The organism is Abyssogena phaseoliformis symbiont OG214 (assembly GCF_016592595.1).
GTDB lineage: Bacteria > Pseudomonadota > Gammaproteobacteria > PS1 > Pseudothioglobaceae > Ruthia.
The window spans coordinates 1,425,364-1,448,004 of the sequence record NZ_AP012977.1 but is presented as its reverse complement, the minus strand read 5'-3'; the positions used below and the strand labels follow the sequence as shown (position 1 = coordinate 1,448,004).

Here is a 22,641-nt window from a genome sequence, read left to right as displayed (position 1 = left end):
CTATTGATTCAGCATGGTGAATGCCTTTTGTTATTGCTACGACTATTTTTTTAAAGGTTTGTTAGTTAGAATTTTTAGTTAAAGCACGCTTGAAATCTTTTGGCATGATTTTGATAAAATGCTTGATTTCATCATGCCAGTTGTCAAGAATGCGTGCAGCCACTTTTGAGCCAGTATATTTAGCATGATTGTTGGTGTATTGTTTTAATTCTATTTGTGCCTCATCATCCATCGGATCAAGATCAATCATGATTGGATTGACCATGGATTCAAACGTATGATTTGGATTATAGATATAAGCAATACCGCCACTCATGCCAGCACCAAAGTTACGACCCACTTCACCTAGAATAATAACGCGACCGCCTGTCATATATTCACAACCATGATCACCAACGCCTTCTACTACAGCGATAGCACCTGAATTACGTACGCAGAAGCGCTCAGATACGCAACCCGATAAATACATTTCACCACCTGTTGCACCGTAACCACAAACGTTGCCAGCAATAATTTCATCTTCAGTATTAAAGGTTGAGTTTTTAGGTGGATAAACAATAATATGACCACCTGAAAGCCCTTTACCAACATAATCATTAGCATCGCCCTCAACCTCTAAAGTAACACCTTTTGCTAAAAATGCACCAAGAGATTGACCTGCAGAGCCTTTAAAGTTAATATGAATAGTGTCATCTTTTAAGTTATTACCACCACGTGCCTTAACAATGTGTGATGAAAGCATCGTGCCTACAGCGCGGTCAACGTTAGTAATAACAGAATTGATATGAATTTTTTCAGTATTTTTAATAGCTGATTTTGATTGTGCAATGAGCGTATTGTCAATTTGTTGGTCTAATTGATGGTCTTGAGCAATAGTTTGATAAGTGCCCGCGTCTTTGCTAGGTTTTTTAGCAGGTGTTAATAAAGCATCTAGGTTGATGGTTTCTTGTTTCCAATGGTTAAGTGTTTGATTCATCTCTAACATATCAACACGGCCAATCATTTCATTAACAATTTTAAAACCAAGTTCTGCCATGATTAAACGTAATTCCTGAGCTACCATAAATAAATAGTTCACCACATGTTCAGGCTTGCCTGTAAATTTTTTACGTAATTCTTTGTCTTGTGTGGCAATGCCGACTGGGCAAGTATTTAGGTGGCATTTACGCATCATAATACAGCCTAGGGTGATCAGTGGTGCGGTTGAAAATCCAAACTCTTCAGCACCCAAAAGAATACCAATGGCAACATCTCTACCTGTTTTTAACTGACCATCTATTTGGATAACCACACGTGAGCGTAGTCCATTCATCACTAAGGTTTGGTGAGTCTCAGCCAAACCTAATTCCCACGGCAGACCTGCATGTTTGATTGAGGTTAGTGGTGAAGCGCCTGTGCCACCATCATGTCCAGCGATAACAATATGATCAGACTTTGCTTTAACAACACCTGCAGCAATCGTACCTACGCCTACTTCTGCAACTAACTTCACGCTAATGCGTGCATCTGAATTAGAGCGTTTTAGGTCAAAAATAAGCTGCGATAAGTCTTCAATTGAATAAATATCATGATGAGGTGGTGGGGAAATAAGTCCTACGCCAGGTGTGGAGTGGCGTATTGAGGCGATGCCTTCATCTACTTTTGCACCAGGTAATTCGCCACCTTCACCAGGTTTTGCGCCTTGTGAGATTTTAATTTGAATTTCATTTGCGTTATTTAAGTAATCAATGGTAACACCAAAACGCCCTGAAGCTACTTGTTTAATAGCACTACGACGTGAGTCACCATTGGCATCTGGTGTCCAGCGTTTGGCATCTTCACCACCTTCACCCGTGTTTGATTTGCCGCCCAAGCGATTCATGGCAATGGCTAAAGATTCATGTGATTCTGCTGAAATGGAGCCAAAACTCATCGCACCTGTAGCAAAACGTTTGACAATTTCTTTAACATCCTCAACGTCATCAATAGAAATTGGGTCGGATTTTTTAAACGACATCAAACCACGCAATGTTGAGTTGCGCGTGCCTTGTTCGTTGGCGTGTTTTGAAAATGCCCAATAAGCCGATTCATCATTATTGCGTGCTGCTAATTGTAAGTTGGAGATTGCTTGCGGGTCCCACATGTGTTTTTCACCGCCACTGCGCCAATGGTACTGACCTAAATTATCCAAAGAGTTAGTTTGGTAAGCATGTTGATGGCGTTTTTCACCCTCTGTTTGCAAAATGTCAAAATTAACGCCATCAATGCGAGATGCTGTGCCAAAAAAGCATTTATCCATCACTTCTGGTGCTAGACCTACTGCTTCGAAAATTTGTGCACCTTTGTAAGACTCTAAGGTAGAAATACCCATTTTTGCCATGACTTTTAGCATGCCTTTAGCAATGCCTTTTCGATAGGCAGATATAATGGCATCATCACTTTCAATGTCAATGATGTCATCACGACGTGCTTGCCATAATGCCTCAAACGCAAGGTATGGATTAATTGCATCCGCACCAAAACCTATCATCAGGCAGAAATGATGAACCTCTCGAGCCTCGCCCGTTTCAACAATAATACCCACTTGGGTGCGTTCAGCACTGGCAACTAAGTATCTGTGTAGGGCAGAAGATGCCAATAGGCTAGATATTGCAACACGATTTTTACCAATATTACGATCAGACAGTACGATTAAACTGTGCCCGTCTTTAATAGCTTGAGAGCCTTGGGCGCAAATATTGTCTAATAATTCAGATATTTTTTTGCTCTTATTAATATCATAAGTAATGTCAATGGTTTTACTCGTCCAGCCACGATGATTGCAATGTCTTAATGCGGCAGCCTTTTTATTGGTTAAAATTGGATGTTCAATAACTAAGCGGTGTGCGTTTTCAGCGTTGTCGCTTAATAAATTGCCTTCTGGCCCAATAGAACAACGCAATGACATTACCACTTCTTCACGAATAGAGTCAATTGCTGGGTTGGTGACCTGTGCAAATAACTGCTTAAAATAATCATAAATAATGCGTGATTGACTAGACAGACAAGCCAGTGCTGAGTCATTACCCATAGAGCCTACTGGGTCACGCAGTTCGTTAACCAGTGGCAACAACATAAATTGTAAGGTTTCGGTGCTATAGCCAAATGCTTTTAGGTGGTGAATTAATGACTCTGGGTGAAGGCCATGAGCCTCAACTTCACAGAGAAATTCTGATAGGTATATTTGTTGATCGTTTAGCCAGTCTTGGTAAGGATTTTTTGAGGAAAATTCAGATTTTATAGCCTCATCATCAATCAACTCACCTTTGTCAAAATCAACCAAAAACATCTTGCCTGGGCGTAACCTGCCCTTAGTTTTGATATTATCAGTTGCTACATCGACTACACCCACTTCACTTGCCATGATAACGCGCCCATCGTGAGTTAAATAGTAGCGCGAAGGGCGAAGGCCGTTACGGTCAAGCACCGCACCAATATAAGCACCATCTGTAAAGGTAATGGAGGCAGGACCATCCCACGGTTCCATAACGTTAGAGAAATATTCATAAAATGCTCTTTTTGAAGCACTCATGTTATCGTCATTTTGCCAAGCTTCAGGCACCATCATTAGCACTGCTTCTTGCAGTGTACGGCCATTCATCATCAAAAATTCTAACACATTATCAAAACTGCCAGAATCAGATACTTCGGTTTCAATAACAGGCAGGGTTTTGCTCAAATCGTCTTTAAAGAGGTCGCTTTTCAGCACGCCTTCTCTAGCATGCATCCAGTTATAATTGCCTTGGCGAGTGTTAATTTCACCGTTGTGTGACATATAGCGGCAAGGTTGTGCTCTATCCCATGAAGGGAATGTATTGGTCGAAAAACGCGAGTGTACCATCGCCAAATAAGTTGAATACTCAATATCAGATAAGTCTTGATAAAAATCAAGCACTTGTGAACCCATTAACATGCCTTTGTAAGTAATAACACTACTTGACAAACTGCAAATATAGAATAATAATGCTTGAGATAAAGCCTCATCTGTTCTAATGATATTTGAGGTGTGTTTTCTGATAATAAATAGTGCACGCTCAAAAGCTGGCGTGTCAATTCCCTCAGCACGAGCAATAATTAACTGCTTGATTATAGGTTGGGATTTTCTAGCAATATTACCAATATTGGCTTTATCAGTATTAATAGGTACATCACGCCAGCCAATAAAAGTTTGACCTTCACGCGCAACAGATTGTTCTAATAAATCCATACAATGTGCTCTTTGTTTTTCATCTTGTGGCAAGAAAATATTACCAGTACTATAAGCACCTTTTTTAACCGATACACCAAATAAACGCTTAATTTCTTGAATGAAAAACCCGTGCGGAATGTTGGTTAAAATACCAGCACCATCCCCTGTATTGGCTTCACAGCCACAGCCACCACGATGGTCCATTCTGGATAACATTTCCAAAGCGTCAAGGGTAATTTGGTGTGAAGATTTGCCTTTAATGTGGGCGATAAAACCTACGCCACAGCTCTCTTTTTCATTATTTGGATGATAAAGGCCGTGCGCTTTAGGCAGGTGTAATAATTGGGTACTCATAGGTTAAAATCTACAAAATAAAAATTGAAAAAAATCTCCTAATTATAACGTAAAAAATACTCTATTAATGCCTCTAATGCACCACTTTAGTGGTGCATTTATCAATCATATTAAGGTAGAATATTAGTCAATTTTTACTTAGATTTTATCTAATGTTAGCTATTATTTCCCCTTCAAAAACCCAAGATTTTTCTACTTCTAACATTGATGAATGCACGCAAACACGCCAAATTAAGCAATCTAAAACATTAATTGAGGTTTTAAAGGTAAAAACCAAAGATGAGATAGCTCAACTCATGTCAATTAGTGACAAACTGGCCAATTTAAACCATGAACGTTTTCAAACATTTTCAACCCCTTTTAATCCAGTAAATGCTAAACAAGCATTACTTGCATTCAAGGGTGATGCCTATAGCGGTATTGACGTGCCCTCTTTATCAATGGCAGATTTAGAGTTTGCACAAAACACCTTGCGCATGTTGTCAGGTCTATACGGCGTGATTCGTCCACTTGACTTAATTCAGCCTTATCGTTTGGAGATGGGTATTCGGCTTGAAAACGCCAAGGGGAAAAATTTATATGAGTTTTGGGGTGATGAGATTTCAACTATATTAAATGAAGATGAAGCTGATACTATCATTAATCTTGCCTCTAACGAATATTTTAAAGGCATTGATCAAAAAGCCTTGAATGCCAAAATCATCAACATCGCTTTTAAAGAGTTCAAAAACGACACCTATAAAATTATTGGCATTTATGCCAAGCGCGCTAGAGGTCTGATGGTTAATTATATGATTAAAAATAGAATCACCCACGCAGAAGATTTAAAAAGTTTTGACAAAGAAGACTATCAATTTAGAGCCGATATGTCTGATGACACAACATGGGTTTTTACCAGAGGTTAATCCTCAAGCAGTCCTGCGTACTTTGCTTTGAAACTGCAAAGTTTTGCGTGTGCAGAACGTGCGAATCCAGTTTTGTTGTTAATGATAATCGCTGCTTTTGTTGCGCAGTTAAACTTTCCTCTAATTTAAGCTTTTGTGGCGAGTGCTTGAGCCGTTCCCCTGCTTTTTCCAAGACCTGTGTTCTCTATGATTATTCCCACGCTTGCGCACAACTTATTAAGCAGTTTAAATTTAATCACCAATTGTGTATTGGCGATTATTTTGCCCATCAATTACACAGTTTATATCGCTCAATAATTAAAGAAAATGGCAATTATGCCGCCATTATCCCTTTGCCTCTAAGCCGTGCACGCATTAAAGAAAGAGGCTATAACCAAACCCACGAATTGTTAAGAATTATCGCTAAAAATACCAACACGATTATTGATACAAAAAGCGTTAGGCGCATCAAAACCACCCAGCCATTATCGTCATTAAACCTAGAACAGGGGAAAAAAGAAATTAAAGGCGCATTTAGCGCACAAGTAATGTCTTATAAAAAAGTTTTGTTGGTTGGTGATGTCATGACCACTGACTCTAGCCTGAATGAGATGGTAAAAACGCTCATCAAGGCTGGCGTTGAGTGTTGTGATGTGCTTATTTTGGCTAGAGCTTAATAACTTAAGGCATAAATTTGCGCTGTTTGGTCTTATTTTATAGGTTGTTGACTATGTCAATGATACATCTAATGCCTTAGCGAGTTTGACAAAAGGCGGGAAAGTAAAGGGGAGGTCGGAAAATGCCTATTATTCTGATAATTGAGAAGAATTATTTATATATAATCTCTCTAAAATATATATCATTCACGATTAATTGAATTATCAAGCGTTATGGAAAGTATTTATAAATTCCCCCCCCCTCTGTGCTTCACGGTAGCGACAACAATATATTCGTTTTTTCTTTTTATGCCAACACTAACTTTAAAGCAGTTTTTATAGCCTATCATTTTTTCAATATTCCCAACTTGCTCAATAGTACTACATTTGGGCAGTGATTCAAAAACAAATTTCTCTATTTTTGTAGAGGTTTTGTTGGGTAGTTTTGCAAGTTCTTTTAAAAACTGTTTGTTATATTTAACCTGCATTAAATCACTTTAGTGCTTTGTAATAATCTTTTGCTTTTTCTAGGGAAAAATTATCATCATCTAAATTTAAATCAATAAATTGTGCTAAAGCGTAACTTTCAAGTGTGTCAGTTATTTTATTGTAGGTTTTAATATCTATTTGCGCAGCAATTTTATGATTATTATTATCAATAATATAGTTAGGTTGTAATTGTATAATACTTTCTTTTTAAATGCTAAAACTCAAATTATACACCCCTAAATCGTCATATCGCCCAAAAACGCTACTAAAGATTCCTTCTGTTTGGGGCTCATTTTTTCCATGAGTACACTGATTTTTGTTACCTGAGTATTGTGCAGTGTTTCTTTTTCTTTCTCGGTTAAAACGGTTTTTTCACCCTCATTTTCCACCCCAGTTGCTAGCCATTCAAATGAGACATTTAATACCTTAGCGAGTTTGATAAGGTGGGCGGTAGAGGGGTTGGAGTTACCGCGTTCCCACTTACCGACAATAGTGCCAGAAAGACACATTATTTCGGCTAAATTTTTTCTATTTAATTTGTTTTTCTCTCTTGCGATTTTAATTCTTTCGCCAATAAAATCATTTTTAGTAAAATTTATATTCATAAGAAGTATTATTTATCTAATTTGTTAAAAATTAGGTAAAATTACTACTTTATATAAATAATGATTGTTTATTTTTTTAAAGGACAAACTTTGAAACAAAAAATCAAAGTCACTAAAAATCAATCGATAGACATCAAAGTATCTTCAGGGGATAAAATAAAAATCACTGGAGACACGCATAAAAGCTTTTTTGCTAGAAAGTTAGATAACGATTTAATCATTACTTATGCTAATGGCGCAAAATTATCTTTGCTTGATTTTTACAAACAACAAGCACTAGAAGCAAATAACAAGAAAACTTTAGAAGAAACAGCAGACAAAGTCAATACAGTTAAATTTGATAATACCACTATAGTATCAACTGATGTTGTAGGCAAACTTCTTAATGATAATTCAATACTGGTTAAGTCCTATGGTGAGGAGGCATTATTAGCCTAACTCATTGATTATTCAATCTTCTCAGATGATGGGCTCAAATAGTGCGGTTGTTGCAAGTAACAGCAGCAGCAGTAATCTGCTCCTGTGATTAACAACACCATCGTCACGACTATTACAGGCAGCGGTTCAGCAGGTGCAGAACCACACACAATCACCTTTGATTTTTCTGACGATATTGCTACTTTTAACGAGGGTGATATCGTGGTTAAAAATGGCACGCTAGTTGCCAGTTCTCTAACCAAAGTTAGTAATACACAATACACCATACAAGTTAATGCAGATTTAGCAGAAGGGCGCGCTAATATTACAGGCAGTATTGCCAGCGGTAAAGTCATTGGCACGGGTGGAGAGGGAAACCTTGCGGGAAAAAATACCACCACACTCAATAACTTGAGTGCCACAACGAATTTTCCAAGTGCTGATATTACTAATTGGGACACATCTCATGCAACTTTTAGCTTTTAGCTATAACGCTACATTTAACCAAGACATTGGTTCGTGGAATGTTTCAGGCGTGACTGATATGGCATTCATGTTTTTTACCGCCACTAACTTCAATCAAAATATTAGCTTATGGGATGTGTCAAGTGTGACTAATATGGATCAAATGTTTACTGCTACTGTATTCAACCAAGATATCGGTTTATGGGATATTTCTGCTTTATCTGCATCTATTAGTTCAATTGATAGTGCAGCAGAAGAGATGTTTTGGGCTCTAATATGAGCATTACTAATATGGATAGCACTATAAAAGGTTGGGTAAAACTTGATACCTCTACTGGAGAAACTGCTATTAATAATGGTATTGAATGGGACATTGTTAATTATTCTGATGCCACATCAAAACAATATCTAATTGATGCTTACAACTGGATAATTAATAACGGTACTTTTGATACTACCAATGTAGAGCAAGGCGTCAGTAGCGATGTGATAGATATTAGCGATTTGTTGGTGGGTTATGGCACAAGCATTACTGACTTTGTCACTTTAAATGACGATGGCACAGATACAACATTGAGCATTGACTGTAACGGCGCTCACTCCATAGTTGGTGATACCGGCGTGACTATTTTATTGTAAGGTATATCAGGAGTAAATTTTAATGATATGGTCACCGATGGTAATTTGATTATTTAACTGTGGTGGCGACAATTCTTATTACAATTAATTTTAAATTTACAACTTATACAACTTTTAACAACAAGAAAAAATACTCACCATAGCTAAGGCATTAAAAAAACGACCGTTATTATCTTTAGGTATCTACCCTGTTTATAATACTGTGCGTGATACACACGCATTACGTGAGAAAGAATTGGCTGATAACAAACAAAAAATTATCAAAAAAAGCCGTGGAACAAGCCTCCAACTGCTTCTTATAAAGTATTGAGATATACACATGAAAAACGTTTCAGCGTTGAGGGTTCTCAGGAATGTATAGCAGTCATTAATCGTACTCAGAGCACAAATAGAACACGCACTCAGCAGGTAAAACACCTACAGCTTGGCGATGCGTTGCGTGATGAGTTGCGTGATGAGTTGCACTATAATGTTATAATTGACCATATAAAGCCTTCAACACTTGCATCACAAAGGGCGCAATCTATTTATCAGTTTTTATTAAGTCAAGATCTCAGCTCTAAACGCTTGAAATTACTTAAATTAAAAGAAGTAGAGGTACAAGAAAATAATTGGGTATAAAGTAAATTATCTTTAGATGCTTCGCGGTAACAGTCCAAAACTATTGCAAAATGACATCAGGTTCTATGTTGCAATAATTCAAACAAGTTTTTACATGCAAAGAGAAGTGGGTATAAAACTTCCCTCAAGTTATTTTGTTTGTTACTATTAAAAGGCACTAACGCCCGCAATCCCTTGCGCGCCAAGTTGTTGGGTTTTTTCTAGGTCTTTAAGCGCCATCCCACCTAAAAAATACACAGGAATATTGAGTTTATCCACAACTTCTTTGGCACTATCCCAGCCTAATGGCAAAGTGTCAGGATGGGTTTTGGTGGCTTGTACGGGGGAGATAACAATAAAGTCAGCACCCATTGCTTGGGCTTTTAGTGCTTCGGCTAGATTGTGTGTGGATGCGCCTAAGAGTTTATTGTTAGCGCAAGGCCTTTTGTTCGATTTAAGCATTTCAGTGGTGGTGATATGCCAGCCATCGCAATAGCCCTCATCAAAGGTTTTATTAACGGTATTAAGCAGTAACTTGATGTTATTTTTCTTGCATTTGTTGTGAAGTTCGGTAATAAAGGAATAATCTAATTCTATCTTACTTCTCAGTTGAAGCAGTGTTATGTCTGAATTGAGTTTTTGATTAAATTTTGCCATCCATTTATCACTTTGGTGATTATTTGATGGGGTAATCCAGTATTTATTAGGCAGAATAATAGAGCTAATAAAGGCTTTCATGGTGGGTAATAGTTTGTAGTCATTTAACTCATTAACACCAACCCAAGATATGGCTTGATCTTCGATACCCAAAGGCGTGTTTTGGTACTCGTTGATGTTATAAATACTTAGTTGGACGGTTCTGTCTTCATACTTATGCATCATGGTTTGATGAAGACTTAATTGATTAACCTGTATGCCTAATTCTTCTTTTAGCTCTCTTGTGATAGCCTGTTCTTTTGATTCGCCAATCTCAATTTTGCCGCCAGGGAGTTCCCAAAAGCCACCCATAAATTGCTCTTTTTTACGTTTTGCAATGAGTATTTTTTGGTTTTTGTTGCGTAAAACACCCACGACCGCCTTGATTGTTTTCATCAGTTGCCCTAATGTAAAATAATGCTATTTTAGCATCTGGACTTGTTTTGCAATTACAGGAAAAAATTCAACAACTAAAGCCGTATAGTGGGCTATTGAAGGGCAATTTAATGGGCCTAGAAAAAGAAGGGTTGCGTGTGTCAAGAAAAGGTGGTATTTCTCAAGCGCCACACCCTCAAACTTTTGGTTGTGCATTGACACACCCTAATATCACTACGGACTTTTCTGAGTCATTAATAGAATTGGTAACGCCGCCGCTTGGTAATGCGGTAGAAATGTTGTCTTTTTTAGAAGACACACAGCATTATTTGTATTATCATTTGCCTAAGGATCAAAACTTTTGGCCGACAAGTATGCCTTGTGTTATTCGTGGCGAAACCACCATTCCCATTGCTCAATATGGTACTTCTAACCAAGGCATGATGAAAACAATTTATCGTCAAGGGTTGGCAAATCGTTACGGCAGTGTGATGCAAACCATTGCAGGCATCCATTTCAATTATTCATTTTCCCGTGAGTTCTGGCAGCAATATCAAATATTGCTTACTCCTACAGAGGCATTAAGGTCATTTATTGATAATGGTTATATGGACTTAACCCGTAATATAGTGCGTTATGGCTGGATAATTCCTTATTTATTCGGTGCATCGCCTGCTGTGTGTAAGTCGTTTTTAAAAGGCTATCATGCGCATTCGTTGGTTGAGTTTAATGAGTCAACTTTGTATGAACCTCATGCCACTTCTTTGCGCATGGGGGATATTGGCTATCAGAATTTGGCTGAGGATGAAGCAGGTGTTAAGGCCAATTACAATAGTTTGAGCCATTATGTAAATAGTCTTAAAGTAGGTATGCAAACGGCTTGTTCTGAGTATGAAATGATTGGCTTAAAACGCCATGGGAAATATCAACAACTTAATACCAATATTTTGCAAATTGAAAATGAATATTATGCTTCTGTACGCCCAAAACCGCTGGTTGAGCCAGATAAAAAACCCCTAGATGCACTAAGTAGTAGCGGCATTAGCTATGTTGAGTTAAGGTCAATAGATATCAATCCACTCTTGCCACTGGGTATCGACAAAGCACAAGTTTATTTTTTAGAGGCTTTTATGTTGTTTTGTTTGCTTGAACCATCTTGTGCTATTTCTACCTTAGAGCAGCTTGAAATTGACACTAATGACCAGCTAGTTGCCCATGAGGGTCGCAAGCCTAAATTAATGTTAATGCATAGAGGCACACAGGCTTCACTTCAAAAGTGGGGAGGTGATATTATGGCTAAGATTGAGCAATGTGCAACCTTACTAAGTGAAAGCCACCAAGTGTCTGTTCGGGATATAGCACGTCGTATTAATAATCCAAATTTAACGCCTTCTGCGATAACACTTAGTCAGATGAAAGAGCGCAATCAGGGATTTTTTGATTATACTAATTCATTGTCTAAACAGTATAGAAACGATTTTTTATCCAACACAATCAATCAAAAACACTTTGATTATTTGGATCATCAGGCAAAGGTTTCATGCAAAAAGCAGCAACAGATCAAAGCCTCTGATTTAGTGAGTTTTGATATATTTTTAACTGAGTATTTTAAAAATACCTAAAAAATTAATGAACAGTAGTGAAACAACAATTTGTGCATTGGCCAGTAGAATTGGTAAAGGCGGCATTGGCGTGGTGCGTGTATCAGGGCCATTATGTAAAGTTATTGCAAAAAAAATGCTTGGCCTTGTTCCCAAGCCGCGTTATGCGCATTATGGTTTATTTTTTGACCAAGAAAATGTTGAGATAGACAAAGGCATTGCTCTTTTTTTTCCTAAACCGCATTCATTTACAGGCGAAGATATATTAGAATTTCAAGGGCATGGTGGCATGAGTGTGATGCGTTGTTTGTTAGAATCTGCCATATCAATGGGCGCCAAACCAGCTGAACCAGGTGAATTTTCAAAACGCGCTTTTTTAAACGGAAAAATGGACTTGGTGCAAGCAGAAGCGGTGGCAGATATGATTGATGCTAACTCAAAGCGCGCTTCTAAATCAGCATTTAGGTCTTTATCAGGCGTGTTTTCTAGTCAAGTTAACGCGCTTACCAAGTCCATTATTGAACTTCGAGTTTTTGTTGAAGCGACTATTGATTTTTCGGATGAGGAAATTGATTTTTTACAATCTGAGCAAGTTAAACTTAAAGCAAAAGGCATTAAACAAGCGGTTGAAACCATTTTAAAATCTGCCACACAAGGTGTTATTTTAAGAGAAGGGTTAAATGTTGCCATTGCTGGTAAGCCTAATGCTGGCAAGTCTTCGTTGCTGAATGCGCTCACACAAGAATCCAGCGCTATTGTGACTGATATTGCAGGTACAACGCGTGATGTGTTAAAAGAAACCATTCATGTAAACGGCATGCCACTTAATATTATTGATACAGCAGGTCTGCATGATAGTTATGATAAGGTAGAAAAAGAAGGCATCAAAAGAGCGCATTTGGAGATTGAGCGTGCTGATGTAGTGCTGATGGTGTTTGACGCGCAAGATGACAAGCCAGATTTTTCTATATTGCCTAAAAATATGGATTATCAATCCTTATTACTAATCAAAAATAAAGTGGACTTAATAGGCGGCACTATTGAAAGAGACGTGATTAATGATGTTGTTCAATTGTCAGTTTCAGCCAAGCATTCAAAAGGCATGGAGCTGTTACGAAAAGAGTTGTCTGATATTGCAGGATTAGAAGATTTTTCAGAAGGGGTTGTGCTTGCCAGAAAACGTCATATTATTGCCCTAGAAGCGTCATTAGCGTCTATTAAAAATGCCATTATGCAATTAGAAAATGGTGCAGTAGAGCTAATGGCTGAAGATTTACGCTTTGCTGGTCAATCTATGGGTAGTATTACTGGTGAGTTTTCATCGGATGATTTACTTGGTGAAATATTTTCTTCTTTTTGTATCGGAAAATAAGGAAAACCAGCTTTCTGGTTTAAAACTAAACATATGAATATTAGAATAAAATTCTACATTTACTTTCTGGTCACGATTTTGCTCTCGCCATTGTTAATGTATGAGGTAGTGCTTGCTTATACAATGATTAATGTCGTGGATGTATTGTTGGTTGTCTTAATTCTATTGGTTTATTTAGGCCTCTATTTATCCATTCGTCAAGATTTCTTATTACCATTTAGTGATTTGCAAAGTTGGGTAGATGGTTGTAAGTTTAATCAAAGTGTGCGTTTAAGTGACCACCAAAGAACCACATTTCAGCCTGTTGCAAAAGCCATTAATCATTTAGTTGATGAAAATCAACATTTATATGATGATATGGAAAGCATCTTAAACAAACAAATTCAGCGTTTAAGTAAAAAATCTGCCTCTTTAGAGACGCTCTATAGCGTGTCATCAAAACTTAATAAAATGCATTCGATTGATGAATTGTTCACACACTTTTTAGACATTTTTATTAACATGACTGGCGCCTCATCAGGTGCTGCACGCAGTTTATCTGATGATGGCCAGCTTCATTTGATGGCAACACAAGGCGTTATTGACAAGCAAGGTCAAGTAACAGATGTATTAAGTGCAGATTGCTTTTGTGGTGAGGTGGCTATGGCAAGTGATACTTGTGTGCAGTTTAGTGTACATACTTGCGCACAATGCGTCGGTAAAAAATCTCAAACTAAGGCAAGCGTTGGTACGATATTTATCCCGCTTAGATATCATGGGAAAACACTAGGCACTTTTAATTTATTTTTTGATACATTGCCCTCGCTGGCTTTTGATGAACGTGCACTGCTCAGTTCTATTGCTGAAAATATCGTTATTGCACTAGATAAAGCTCGCTTAGATGCCCAAACCAAGCGCATGGAATTGTCACAAGAGCGTTTGTTTTTATCACAAGAGATACATGATTCATTAGCCCAAACTATTTGCAGTTTAAAACTGCAAGTAACGGTACTTGGGAACATGCTTAAAGCAGGCAAAAAATCTGATGCGAGTGATAAAGTGTTGAGTTTACAATCTAATATTACTCAAGCAAACCAAGAGCTGCGTGAGCTGATGTGTAATTTTCGTGTGCCATTAGACCCTAAAGGGATTGAAGCTTCTTTAACAAATTTACTCAATCGATTTATGTCAGAAGAAGGCATTGCCACTTATTTACAAGTTGAAGGCAAACTGCAAGTATCCCCAGAAGTTGAAATACAAATTATGCGCATCACTCAAGAGGCGTTGTCCAATATACGCAAACACGCCAAAGCTCGTAATGTACGTGTTTTTCTTTTGGCAGAGCCTAATTGTCAATTATTGATTGAGGATAATGGTGTTGGATTTGAAAAAGACCAAAATGAAAGTGAAGTAATGGGGAATAATATTGGCATGAATATTATGAAAGAACGAGCAATAAGAATTGGTGCTAGCATTGAAATTGAATCAGAAGTCGATGAAGGTACACGCGTTATCGTCAACTTCCCGAAACTGTCATGAAAATCTATATCATTGACGACCATGCCTTGTTTCGTAACGGACTCATTGCCTTGTTAGAATCTAAACAAATTAGCGCCAGTGCTGCTGCTTCGCCAGAACAAGGCTTGGCAGAAATTCCTTCTTTATCAGTGGATATTATTCTACTAGATTTACGTATGCCACAAATGTCTGGACTCGAAGTATTAAAAACGCTCAAAGAAAAAAACATCACCACACCAATTGTGATGCTAACTACCAGCACCCAAGAACATGATTTACGTAATTGTCTTAAACATGGTGCCCAAGGTTACTTATTAAAGGATATGGATCCAGATGCACTGGTTGATGCTTTAGATGAAGTTGTTAAAGGCTCAATTGTTGTTGCACAAGATATGACACACGTACTAGCAAAGGCTCTACGAGATGAATTAACCGATAATGAACCTTCGTTTAACTCCTTAACCAGCCGAGAAAAAGAAGTGGTCTGTCAAGTATCCAACGGTTATAGTAATAAAGTCATTGCTAGAGAACTGGGCATCTCTGATGGCACAGTTAAACTTCATGTTAAATCAATTCTTAAAAAATTATCACTCAGTTCACGCGTTGAAGTGGCAGTCATGGTGACACAAAAAGGCTATTGCAAATAAAGCCAATGGATGGATATCAAAAACTAGTAGCGCAGGCATTAACAATAGTAGGTGAAGTGTTTCCATGGGATTTGGAAGAAGAGATTAAGTACAACGCTGATTTAATATTACTAGATATTCGCGAGCAAGATGAATTTGATATGATGCACATTAAGCATTCAATTCATGTTCCTAGAGGTGTGCTTGAAGGTGCTTGTGTTTGGAATTATGACGACACTGTGCCTAAATTAGTACAGGCAAGGGAGCAAAATATTGTTGTAATTTGCCGTTCAGGTAATCGTAGCGCACTTGCAGCCTTTACTATGCAAAAAATGGGCTTTACCAAAATGCGCTCATTAAAAATGGGCATCAAGGGTTGGAACGATAACGATTTTGAAATGGTGAATGTTAATCATGCAATTGTTGATATTGACCAAGCTGATAAATGGCTTAATAGAGCGGTTTCAGAAGATAAATTAACACCTTTCAAAAATAATGTTAATTAACACTTGATCCGGTGTGTTTTCTTAGTATAATCCTGTACTTTCACTGCACATAAACAGCCTTTGTTTTTAATGCAAGGAAAAGTCGGAAAATAAAAGTTTAAAACAACGCTTGACAGGTTATCAGTTGGCGGTATAATTCCAACTTTCACTGCATCAGAAAATTGCCTTGGCTATTTATGTTGTAGTTGCTCTTTAAAAAACTATCAAACAACTTGTGTGGGCACTCGTACAATAAAATTGTGCAAGTGCACATTAAAAACTAAAGCAAACAAGCTTTTCAAAAAATTGAACGCAAAGCGCATTCATTCATTTGAATGTTGCCAATGTTCTAAGTAGTTAGAATTGAACTGAAGAGTTTGATCCTGGCTCAGATTGAACGCTGGCGGTATGCTTAACACATGCAAGTCGAACGGAAACGATACTAGCTTGCTAGTAGGCGTCGAGTGGCGGACGGGTGAGTAACGCGTAGGAATCTGCCTGATAGTGGGGGATAGCCCGGAGAAATCCGGATTAATACCGCATAATCTCTACGGAGTAAAGGAGGCCTCTATTTATATGCTTTCGCTATCAGATGAGCCTGCGTAAGATTAGCTAGTTGGTGAGGTAAAAGTTCACCAAGGCGACGATCTTTAGCTGGTCTGAGAGGATGATCAGCCACACTGGAACTGAGACACGGTCCAGACTCCTACGGGAGGCAGCAGTGGGGAATATTGGACAATGGGCGCAAGCCTGATCCAGCAATACCGCGTGTGTGAAGAAGGCCTGAGGGTTGTAAAGCACTTTCAATTAGGAAGAAAAATTAATGGTTAATACCCATTAGTCTTGACGTTACTTTTAGAAGAAGCACCGGCTAACTCCGTGCCAGCAGCCGCGGTAATACGGAGGGTGCAAGCGTTAATCGGAATTACTGGGCGTAAAGCGTGCGTAGGTGGTTTGTTAAGTCAGATGTGAAAGCCCCGGGCTCAACCTGGGAACTGCATTTGAAACTGGCAAACTAGAGTATAGGAGAGGAAAGTGGAATTTCAGGTGTAGCGGTGAAATGCGTAGATATCTGAAGGAACATCAATGGCGAAGGCAGCTTTCTGGACTAATACTGACACTGAGGTACGAAAGCGTGGGTAGCAAACAGGATTAGATACCCTGGTAGTCCACGCCGTAAACGATGATAACTAGCCGTTGGGGGGGATTTACCCTTTAGTGGCGAAGCTAACGCGTTAAGTTATCCGCCTGGGGAGTACGGCCGCAAGGTTAAAACTCAAAGGAATTGACGGGGACCCGCACAAGCGGTGGAGCATGTGGTTTAATTCGATGCAACGCGAAGAACCTTACCTGGTCTTGACATATCGCAAACTTTCTAGAGATGGAAAGGTGCCCTCGGGAATGCGAATACAGGTGCTGCATGGCTGTCGTCAGCTCGTGTCGTGAGATGTTGGGTTAAGTCCCGTAACGAGCGCAACCCTTATCCTTATTTGCCAGCACATCATGGTGGGAACTATAAGGAGACTGCCGGTGATAAACCGGAGGAAGGCGGGGACGACGTCAAGTCATCATGGCCCTTACGACCAGGGCTACACACGTGCTACAATGGGAAGGACAAAGGGTCGCTAAGCCGCGAGGTGGTGCTAATCTCACAAATCTTTTCGTAGTCCGGATCGGAGTCTGCAACTCGACTCCGTGAAGTCGGAATCGCTAGTAATCGTAGATCAGAACGCTACGGTGAATACGTTCCCGGGTCTTGTACACACCGCCCGTCATACCATGGGAGTGGGTTGCACCAGAAGTAGCTAGTCTAACTGTTTACAGAGGACGGTTACCACGGTGTGATTCATGACTGGGGTAAAGTCGTAACAAGGTAGCCCTACCGGAAGGTGGGGCTGGATTACCTCCTTAAGAAAAGTATGAGTGTCCACAACAAGTTGTTTGATGATTATAAAGATAAGAAGAATTACATTACACTTTTGTGTAATAACTTTTATAGTGATTACGTAGGATATTTTTTATTATTCAAGGTATTTTTTGAGTGAAGGTAGGAGTGTGGTAGTAGCTACATGACTACCCGAGTTAAGAAAATAATGCAGAAGAATGAAAAATAAACCAGTAATTTTGGGTCTGTAGCTCAGTTGGTTAGAGCGCACCCCTGATAAGGGTGAGGTCGGTGGTTCAAATCCACCCAGACCCACCAAATTTTATTTTTTACAGTGTTAGATGTTTAGTCGTTTACTTACTCGTAAACGCCCTCACATCCGCTTTGTAAAAAATAAAATTGCAGTATTTTTTATGCTGTTTTAGGGGCCATAGCTCAGCTGGGAGAGTGCTTGCCTTGCACGCAAGAGGTCGGGAGTTCGATCCTCCCTGGCTCCACCAAATATTCTTTTATTTTAAAACTTAAACAAGGCAATTTTTAATCGTTGCCTTGTTTAAGTTTTTATACCACGCTTTCGGGTGTGGAGCTCTTTAACAATTTAATACATGAAGTAAAGTTTGTAAATATGCAATATAACAACGCAAAGACTGTTGTGATGACAGTTTTCATTGGTGAATTGCATTGACACAACAATTTCAAAAAATATGGATTCTCATCGCTAGTGTAAAAACTAGCAATGAAATAAAGAATTCACCAATTGTGATTTATCACAATTGGTGAATTCAAGGTGAAATACGAAACCTATAACCTTTGTAGGTTTGTGATTTCAGATTTTGCTTATTTTCAAGAAATTTTTTGAGTGAGCGTAGGAGTTTGGTTAATCCAAACGACAAGTGAGCGAAAAAAATGACGCAGAAAATAAGCAAAAGATGGAAGATACAAACAGATACTTTGGGGTTATCTGGTCAAGTGAATAAGTGCATACGACGGATGCCTTGGCATTAGAAGGCGATGAAGGACGTGATAATCTGCGATAAGCTTCGGTTAGCTGATAAATAAGCTCTAACCCGGAGATCTCCGAATGGGAAAACCCAGTGGTCATCAGACCATTATCCTTAACTGAATACATAGGTTAAGGAGGCAAACCTAGGGAACTGAAACATCTAAGTACCTAGAGGAAAAGAAATCAACCGAGATTCCCTTAGTAGCGGCGAGCGAACGGGGACCAGCCCTTAAGCATATTTTAAATTACTAGAATGTTCTGGAAAGTTCAATGATACAGGGTGATAGTCCCGTATAGGAAAGTTTAATTTATGTGAAATCGAGTAAGGCGGCGCACGTGAAACGCTGTTTGAATATGGGGGGACCACCCTCCAAGGCTAAATACTCTCTAATGACCGATAGAGAACAAGTACCGTGAGGGAAAGGCGAAAAGAACCCCGGAAGGGGAGTGAAATAGAACCTGAAATCGTATGCATACAAGCAGTAGGAGCGGATTTATTCCGTGACTGCGTACCTTTTGTATAATGGGTCAGCGACTTACTTCTCAGTAGCAAGGTTAACCAATAGGGGAGCCGTAGGGAAACCGAGTCTTAAATGGGCGTTTAGTTGCTGGGAGTAGACCCGAAACCGGGTGATCTATCCATGGCCAGGGTGAAGGTTAGGTAAAACTAACTGGAGGCCCGAACCCACTTATGTTGAAAAATGAGGGGATGAGCTGTGGATAGGGGTGAAAGGCCAAACAAACCCGGAGATAGCTGGTTCTCTCCGAAATCTATTTAGGTAGAGCCTCATGTATTACTGTCGGGGGTAGAGCACTGTTATGGCTAGCGGGTCGTCAAGGCTTAGTAAACCATTGCAAACTCCGAATACCGACAAGTATGAGCATGGGAGACACACTGCGGGTGCTAACGTCCGTAGTGGAAAGGGAAACAACCCAGACCGTCAGCTAAGGTCCCAAAATTGTAGTTAAGTGGGAAACGATGTGAAAAGGCCCAGACAGCCAGGAGGTTGGCTTAGAAGCAGCCATTCCTTTAAAGAGTGCGTAATAGCTCACTGGTCGAGTCGGTTTGCGCGGAAGATTTAACGGGGCTAAAACTACATACCGAAGCTGCGGATCGCAATTTATTGCGATGGTAGGAGAGCGTTCTGTAAGCCGTTGAAGGTGAACTGTGAGGTTTGCTGGAGGTATCAGAAGTGCGAATGCTGACATGAGTAACGATAAAGGGGGTGAAAAACCCCCTCGCCAGAAGTCCAAGGTTTCCTACGCAACGTTAATCGGCGTAGGGTTAGTCGGCCCCTAAGGCGAGGCAGAAATGCGTAGTCGATGGGAAATGGGTTAATATTCCCATACTTCATATAACTGCGATGGGAAGACGGAGAAGGTTAACGCAGCTTGGCGATGGTTGTCCAAGTTCAAGCGTGTAGAGTAGGTTCTTAGGAAAATCCGGGAACCTTAGATTTAGTTCTAAGGCTCAAGGCGTGATAACGATCCCTCTTTTGGGAGAAGTGCGTGATACCATGCTTCCAGGAAAATCCTCTAAGCTTCAGGTTATATGAAACCGTACCCCAAACCGACACAGGTGGACGAGATGAGAATTCTAAGGCGCTTGAGAGAACTCGGGTGAAGGAACTAGGCAAAATGACACCGTAACTTCGGGAGAAGGTGTGCTCTTGCCGGTGATTTTACTTGCTAAATGAGCTGGTAAGAGTTGAAGATACCAGGTGGCTCCGACTGTTTATTAAAAACACAGCACTCTGCAAACACGTAAGTGGACGTATAGGGTGTGACGCCTGCCCGGTGCTTGAAGGTTAATTGATGAGGTTAGGATTCGTCCGAAGCTTTTGATCGAAGCCCAAGTAAACGGCGGCCGTAACTATAACGGTCCTAAGGTAGCGAAATTCCTTGTCGGGTAAGTTCCGACCTGCACGAATGGCGTAACGAGGGCCACACTGTCTCCACCCGAGACTCAGTGAAATTGAAATTGCTGTTAAGATGCAGTATACCCGCGGCCAGACGGAAAGACCCCGTGCACCTTTACTACAGCTTTGCATTGAACTCTGATCCTACCTGTGTAGGATAGGTGGGAGGCTTTGAAACTTGGACGCTAGTTCGAGTGGAGCCATCCTTGAAATACCACCCTGGTATGGTTGGGGTTCTAACCTAGGTCCATTATCTGGACCGGGGACAATGCATGGTGGGTAGTTTGACTGGGGCGGTCTCCTCCCAAAGAGTAACGGAGGAGCGCAAAGGTACCCTCAGCACGGTCGGACATCGTGCAATGAGCGCAAAGGTAAAAGGGTGCTTGACTGCGAGACTGACACGTCGAGCAGGTAGGAAACTAGGTCTTAGTGATCCGGTGGTTCTGAGTGGAAGGACCATCGCTCAACGGATAAAAGGTACGCCGGGGATAACAGGCTGATACCGCCCAAGAGTTCACATCGACGGCGGTGTTTGGCACCTCGATGTCGGCTCATCACATCCTGGGGCTGAAGCAGGTCCCAAGGGTATGGCTGTTCGCCATTTAAAGTGGTACGCGAGCTGGGTTTAGAACGTCGTGAGACAGTTCGGTCCCTATCTACCGTGGGCGTTGGAGACTTGAGGGAAACTGTTCTTAGTACGAGAGGACCGGAATGGACACACCTCTGGTGTTTCGGTTGTGACGCCAGTCGCATTGCCGAGTAGCTATGTGTGGAAAGGATAACCGCTGAAAGCATCTAAGCGGGAAGCCCCTCCCAAGATTAGGTCTCCCTGAGCGTTAAACGCTCCTTAAGATCCCTCGAAGACTACGAGGTTGATAGGCAGGGTGTAGAAGCGCGGTGACGTGTGAAGCTAACCTGTACTAATTGATCGTGAGGCTTGACCATATAACACCCAAATTATTTGAGTGAGTCTGTAATTTTTGTGTTGATGTGTCATGCAATACGCTGATAAGCGACAAATTTTATGAATGTATTTAATTGTTATATCTTCTGGATACTTGTAGCCAAGGTATAAAAACTTTTTAATTCGTCTCTAACTTATAAAACATAAGTTAACAGATTTGACTATTTTTGGAATTTTGCAAGGCATATTTTTAAAATATGAAAGAGTATAGTGCAAACTATGTGATTGAATTTTTTTTAAATTTAACGTCGAAAAAACCGAAAATAGGCGAATGAGACACTAAGTTTGCTTAGTGACAATAGCGAGTGTGACCCACCTGATCCCATCCCGAACTCAGAAGTGAAACCACTTAGCGCCGATGGTAGTGTGGGGTCTCCCCATGTGAGAGTAGGACATTGCTAGGCTTTAAATTTAAAAAACCCCAGACATCTTTTTGATGCTGGGGTTTTTTATTGCCTAAATGATTATTCCTATATATGTTGATTAACCCAATTAGTAAAATCTGGCGCACTAAGTGCGCCAGAAACACGCGCTACCTCTTTACCATTTTTAAAAATGGCTAGTGTTGGAATGGAGCGAATGTTGTGCTTGGTGGAAATGGCCTGTTCTTTGTCGGTTTCGATTTTGATAAATCGGGCTTTAGGCTCAAGTTGAGCTGCTACTTGTTTAAAAGTAGGGGCGAATATTTTACAGGGACCACACCAAGTTGCCCAAAAATCAACCACCAACAATTCATTGGTTTTTTCTATTGCACGAGTGAGTTGTACACCACTCATATTAATAGGCTGTCTGTTATAAATTAGACTTTTGCACTTTCCACAATTGGGCTTGTTGTTTAATTTGTCTTTTGGAATGTTGTTAAGTCCGCCACAGTTTGGGCACATTGCAATCATGTTAGCTCC

Annotated in this window: 18 protein-coding genes, 2 tRNA genes and 3 rRNA genes; 17 read left to right on the top strand and 6 right to left on the bottom strand. The window is 39.9% G+C overall.

The features are described 5' to 3' along the window. Positions 1–61: 61 nt before the first annotated feature. A complete protein-coding gene (gene gltB, locus CVPH_RS09220) occupies positions 62–4,561 on the bottom strand; it encodes a glutamate synthase large subunit (protein WP_201341423.1) in 4,500 nt (1,499 codons plus the stop codon). Between the two features lie 152 nt (positions 4,562–4,713). On the opposite strand from gltB, the gene yaaA reads away from it, so the two are divergent. Both yaaA and CVPH_RS09210 read left to right on the top strand, forming a co-directional pair. After that, complete coding sequence (gene yaaA, locus CVPH_RS09215) at positions 4,714–5,466, top strand: peroxide stress protein YaaA (RefSeq protein ID WP_201341422.1); 753 nt, start codon at positions 4,714–4,716, stop codon at positions 5,464–5,466. A 146-nt stretch (positions 5,467–5,612) separates the two neighbouring features. Continuing rightward, positions 5,613–6,122 (top strand): ComF family protein, encoded by a 510-nt coding sequence (locus CVPH_RS09210; protein WP_201341421.1) that lies wholly within the window; start codon positions 5,613–5,615, stop codon positions 6,120–6,122. Positions 6,123–6,346: 224 nt separating this feature from the next. On the opposite strand, the gene CVPH_RS09205 is transcribed toward CVPH_RS09210, so the two are convergent. From CVPH_RS09205 to CVPH_RS09195, 3 genes are all read right to left on the bottom strand, one after another. Then, positions 6,347–6,589, bottom strand: coding sequence for a type II toxin-antitoxin system RelE family toxin (locus tag CVPH_RS09205; protein WP_201341420.1), 243 nt, complete (start codon positions 6,587–6,589; stop codon positions 6,347–6,349). A 4-nt stretch (positions 6,590–6,593) separates the two neighbouring features. Beyond that, on the bottom strand, positions 6,594–6,764 hold the full coding sequence (locus CVPH_RS11325; RefSeq protein ID WP_483414769.1) for a RelB antitoxin-like protein: 171 nt from the start codon (positions 6,762–6,764) through the stop codon (positions 6,594–6,596). A 62-nt stretch (positions 6,765–6,826) separates the two neighbouring features. Continuing rightward, positions 6,827–7,195 carry a helix-turn-helix domain-containing protein gene (locus CVPH_RS09195; protein ID WP_201341419.1) on the bottom strand — a complete coding sequence of 123 codons (369 nt, stop codon included), beginning with the start codon at positions 7,193–7,195 and terminating at the stop codon, positions 6,827–6,829. 90 nt (positions 7,196–7,285) lie between these two features. Here CVPH_RS09195 and CVPH_RS09190 point away from each other — a divergent pair, with 90 nt between their 5' ends. From CVPH_RS09190 to CVPH_RS09170, 5 genes are all read left to right on the top strand, one after another. Continuing rightward, a complete protein-coding gene (locus CVPH_RS09190) occupies positions 7,286–7,633 on the top strand; it encodes a hypothetical protein (RefSeq protein WP_201341418.1) in 348 nt (115 codons plus the stop codon). Positions 7,634–7,717: 84 nt separating this feature from the next. Further along, positions 7,718–8,098, top strand: a complete 381-nt coding sequence (locus CVPH_RS09185; RefSeq protein WP_201341417.1) for an Ig-like domain-containing protein — start codon at positions 7,718–7,720, stop codon at positions 8,096–8,098. After that, a complete protein-coding gene (locus tag CVPH_RS09180) occupies positions 8,079–8,357 on the top strand; it encodes a BspA family leucine-rich repeat surface protein (protein WP_201341416.1) in 279 nt (92 codons plus the stop codon). The genes CVPH_RS09185 and CVPH_RS09180 overlap by 20 nt, the downstream gene beginning before the upstream one ends. After that, positions 8,354–8,716 carry a type I secretion C-terminal target domain-containing protein gene (locus tag CVPH_RS09175; protein ID WP_201341415.1) on the top strand — a complete coding sequence of 121 codons (363 nt, stop codon included), beginning with the start codon at positions 8,354–8,356 and terminating at the stop codon, positions 8,714–8,716. The genes CVPH_RS09180 and CVPH_RS09175 overlap by 4 nt, the downstream gene beginning before the upstream one ends. A 306-nt stretch (positions 8,717–9,022) precedes the next feature. Further along, positions 9,023–9,337, top strand: a complete 315-nt coding sequence (locus CVPH_RS09170) for a hypothetical protein (RefSeq protein ID WP_201341414.1) — start codon at positions 9,023–9,025, stop codon at positions 9,335–9,337. A gap of 147 nt (positions 9,338–9,484) precedes the next feature. Here the strand turns inward: CVPH_RS09170 and CVPH_RS09165 are convergent, their stop codons facing one another. Continuing rightward, positions 9,485–10,408, bottom strand: a complete 924-nt coding sequence (locus CVPH_RS09165) for a Nudix family hydrolase (protein WP_201341413.1) — start codon at positions 10,406–10,408, stop codon at positions 9,485–9,487. Positions 10,409–10,518: 110 nt separating this feature from the next. Here CVPH_RS09165 and gshA point away from each other — a divergent pair, with 110 nt between their 5' ends. The 10 genes from gshA (at position 10,519) to rrf (ending at position 22,143) form a co-directional block, all read left to right on the top strand. Further along, positions 10,519–12,009: a glutamate--cysteine ligase gene (gshA, locus tag CVPH_RS09160; protein WP_245396167.1), complete on the top strand. Its 1,491-nt coding sequence runs from the start codon at positions 10,519–10,521 to the stop codon at positions 12,007–12,009. 7 nt (positions 12,010–12,016) lie between these two features. Continuing rightward, positions 12,017–13,360: a tRNA uridine-5-carboxymethylaminomethyl(34) synthesis GTPase MnmE gene (gene mnmE, locus CVPH_RS09155; protein ID WP_201341411.1), complete on the top strand. Its 1,344-nt coding sequence runs from the start codon at positions 12,017–12,019 to the stop codon at positions 13,358–13,360. Between the two features lie 123 nt (positions 13,361–13,483). After that, positions 13,484–14,878 (top strand): GAF domain-containing sensor histidine kinase, encoded by a 1,395-nt coding sequence (locus CVPH_RS09150; protein WP_225879705.1) that lies wholly within the window; start codon positions 13,484–13,486, stop codon positions 14,876–14,878. Next, positions 14,875–15,504, top strand: coding sequence for a response regulator (locus CVPH_RS09145; RefSeq protein WP_201341409.1), 630 nt, complete (start codon positions 14,875–14,877; stop codon positions 15,502–15,504). The genes CVPH_RS09150 and CVPH_RS09145 overlap by 4 nt, the downstream gene beginning before the upstream one ends. 5 nt (positions 15,505–15,509) lie before the next feature. Then, positions 15,510–15,989 carry a rhodanese-like domain-containing protein gene (locus tag CVPH_RS09140; RefSeq protein WP_201341408.1) on the top strand — a complete coding sequence of 160 codons (480 nt, stop codon included), beginning with the start codon at positions 15,510–15,512 and terminating at the stop codon, positions 15,987–15,989. A 344-nt stretch (positions 15,990–16,333) separates the two neighbouring features. After that, a 16S ribosomal RNA gene (locus tag CVPH_RS09135) occupies positions 16,334–17,879 on the top strand. 215 nt (positions 17,880–18,094) lie between these two features. Beyond that, positions 18,095–18,171 (top strand) — tRNA-Ile (locus CVPH_RS09130). A 106-nt stretch (positions 18,172–18,277) separates the two neighbouring features. Continuing rightward, a tRNA-Ala gene (locus CVPH_RS09125) sits at positions 18,278–18,353 on the top strand. A gap of 463 nt (positions 18,354–18,816) precedes the next feature. Further along, a 23S ribosomal RNA gene (locus CVPH_RS09120) occupies positions 18,817–21,720 on the top strand. Positions 21,721–22,027: 307 nt separating this feature from the next. Further along, positions 22,028–22,143: ribosomal RNA gene (gene rrf / locus CVPH_RS09115) — 5S ribosomal RNA — on the top strand. The 16S, 23S and 5S rRNA genes sit together here with 2 tRNA genes alongside, the layout of an rRNA operon. Positions 22,144–22,209: 66 nt before the next feature. Here the strand turns inward: rrf and trxC are convergent. Further along, positions 22,210–22,632: a thioredoxin TrxC gene (trxC, locus tag CVPH_RS09110; RefSeq protein WP_201341407.1), complete on the bottom strand. Its 423-nt coding sequence runs from the start codon at positions 22,630–22,632 to the stop codon at positions 22,210–22,212. Positions 22,633–22,641: the final 9 nt, after the last annotated feature.

Bases quoted from the DNA above. Each gene is read 5' to 3' on its own strand.
- gltB (WP_201341423.1), bottom strand. From the start codon at position 4,561: ATGAGTACCCAATTATTACACCTGCCTAAAGCGCACGGCCTTTATCAT.
- yaaA (WP_201341422.1), top strand. From the start codon at position 4,714: ATGTTAGCTATTATTTCCCCTTCAAAAACCCAAGATTTTTCTACTTCT.
- CVPH_RS09205 (WP_201341420.1), bottom strand. From the start codon at position 6,589: ATGCAGGTTAAATATAACAAACAGTTTTTAAAAGAACTTGCAAAACTA.
- CVPH_RS09195 (WP_201341419.1), bottom strand. From the start codon at position 7,195: ATGAATATAAATTTTACTAAAAATGATTTTATTGGCGAAAGAATTAAA.
- CVPH_RS09180 (WP_201341416.1), top strand. From the start codon at position 8,079: ATGCAACTTTTAGCTTTTAGCTATAACGCTACATTTAACCAAGACATT.
- CVPH_RS09175 (WP_201341415.1), top strand. From the start codon at position 8,354: ATGAGCATTACTAATATGGATAGCACTATAAAAGGTTGGGTAAAACTT.
- CVPH_RS09165 (WP_201341413.1), bottom strand. From the start codon at position 10,408: ATGAAAACAATCAAGGCGGTCGTGGGTGTTTTACGCAACAAAAACCAA.
- gshA (WP_245396167.1), top strand. From the start codon at position 10,519: ATGGGCCTAGAAAAAGAAGGGTTGCGTGTGTCAAGAAAAGGTGGTATT.
- mnmE (WP_201341411.1), top strand. From the start codon at position 12,017: ATGAACAGTAGTGAAACAACAATTTGTGCATTGGCCAGTAGAATTGGT.
- CVPH_RS09150 (WP_225879705.1), top strand. From the start codon at position 13,484: ATGATTAATGTCGTGGATGTATTGTTGGTTGTCTTAATTCTATTGGTT.
- CVPH_RS09145 (WP_201341409.1), top strand. From the start codon at position 14,875: ATGAAAATCTATATCATTGACGACCATGCCTTGTTTCGTAACGGACTC.
- CVPH_RS09140 (WP_201341408.1), top strand. From the start codon at position 15,510: ATGGATGGATATCAAAAACTAGTAGCGCAGGCATTAACAATAGTAGGT.
- trxC (WP_201341407.1), bottom strand. From the start codon at position 22,632: ATGATTGCAATGTGCCCAAACTGTGGCGGACTTAACAACATTCCAAAA.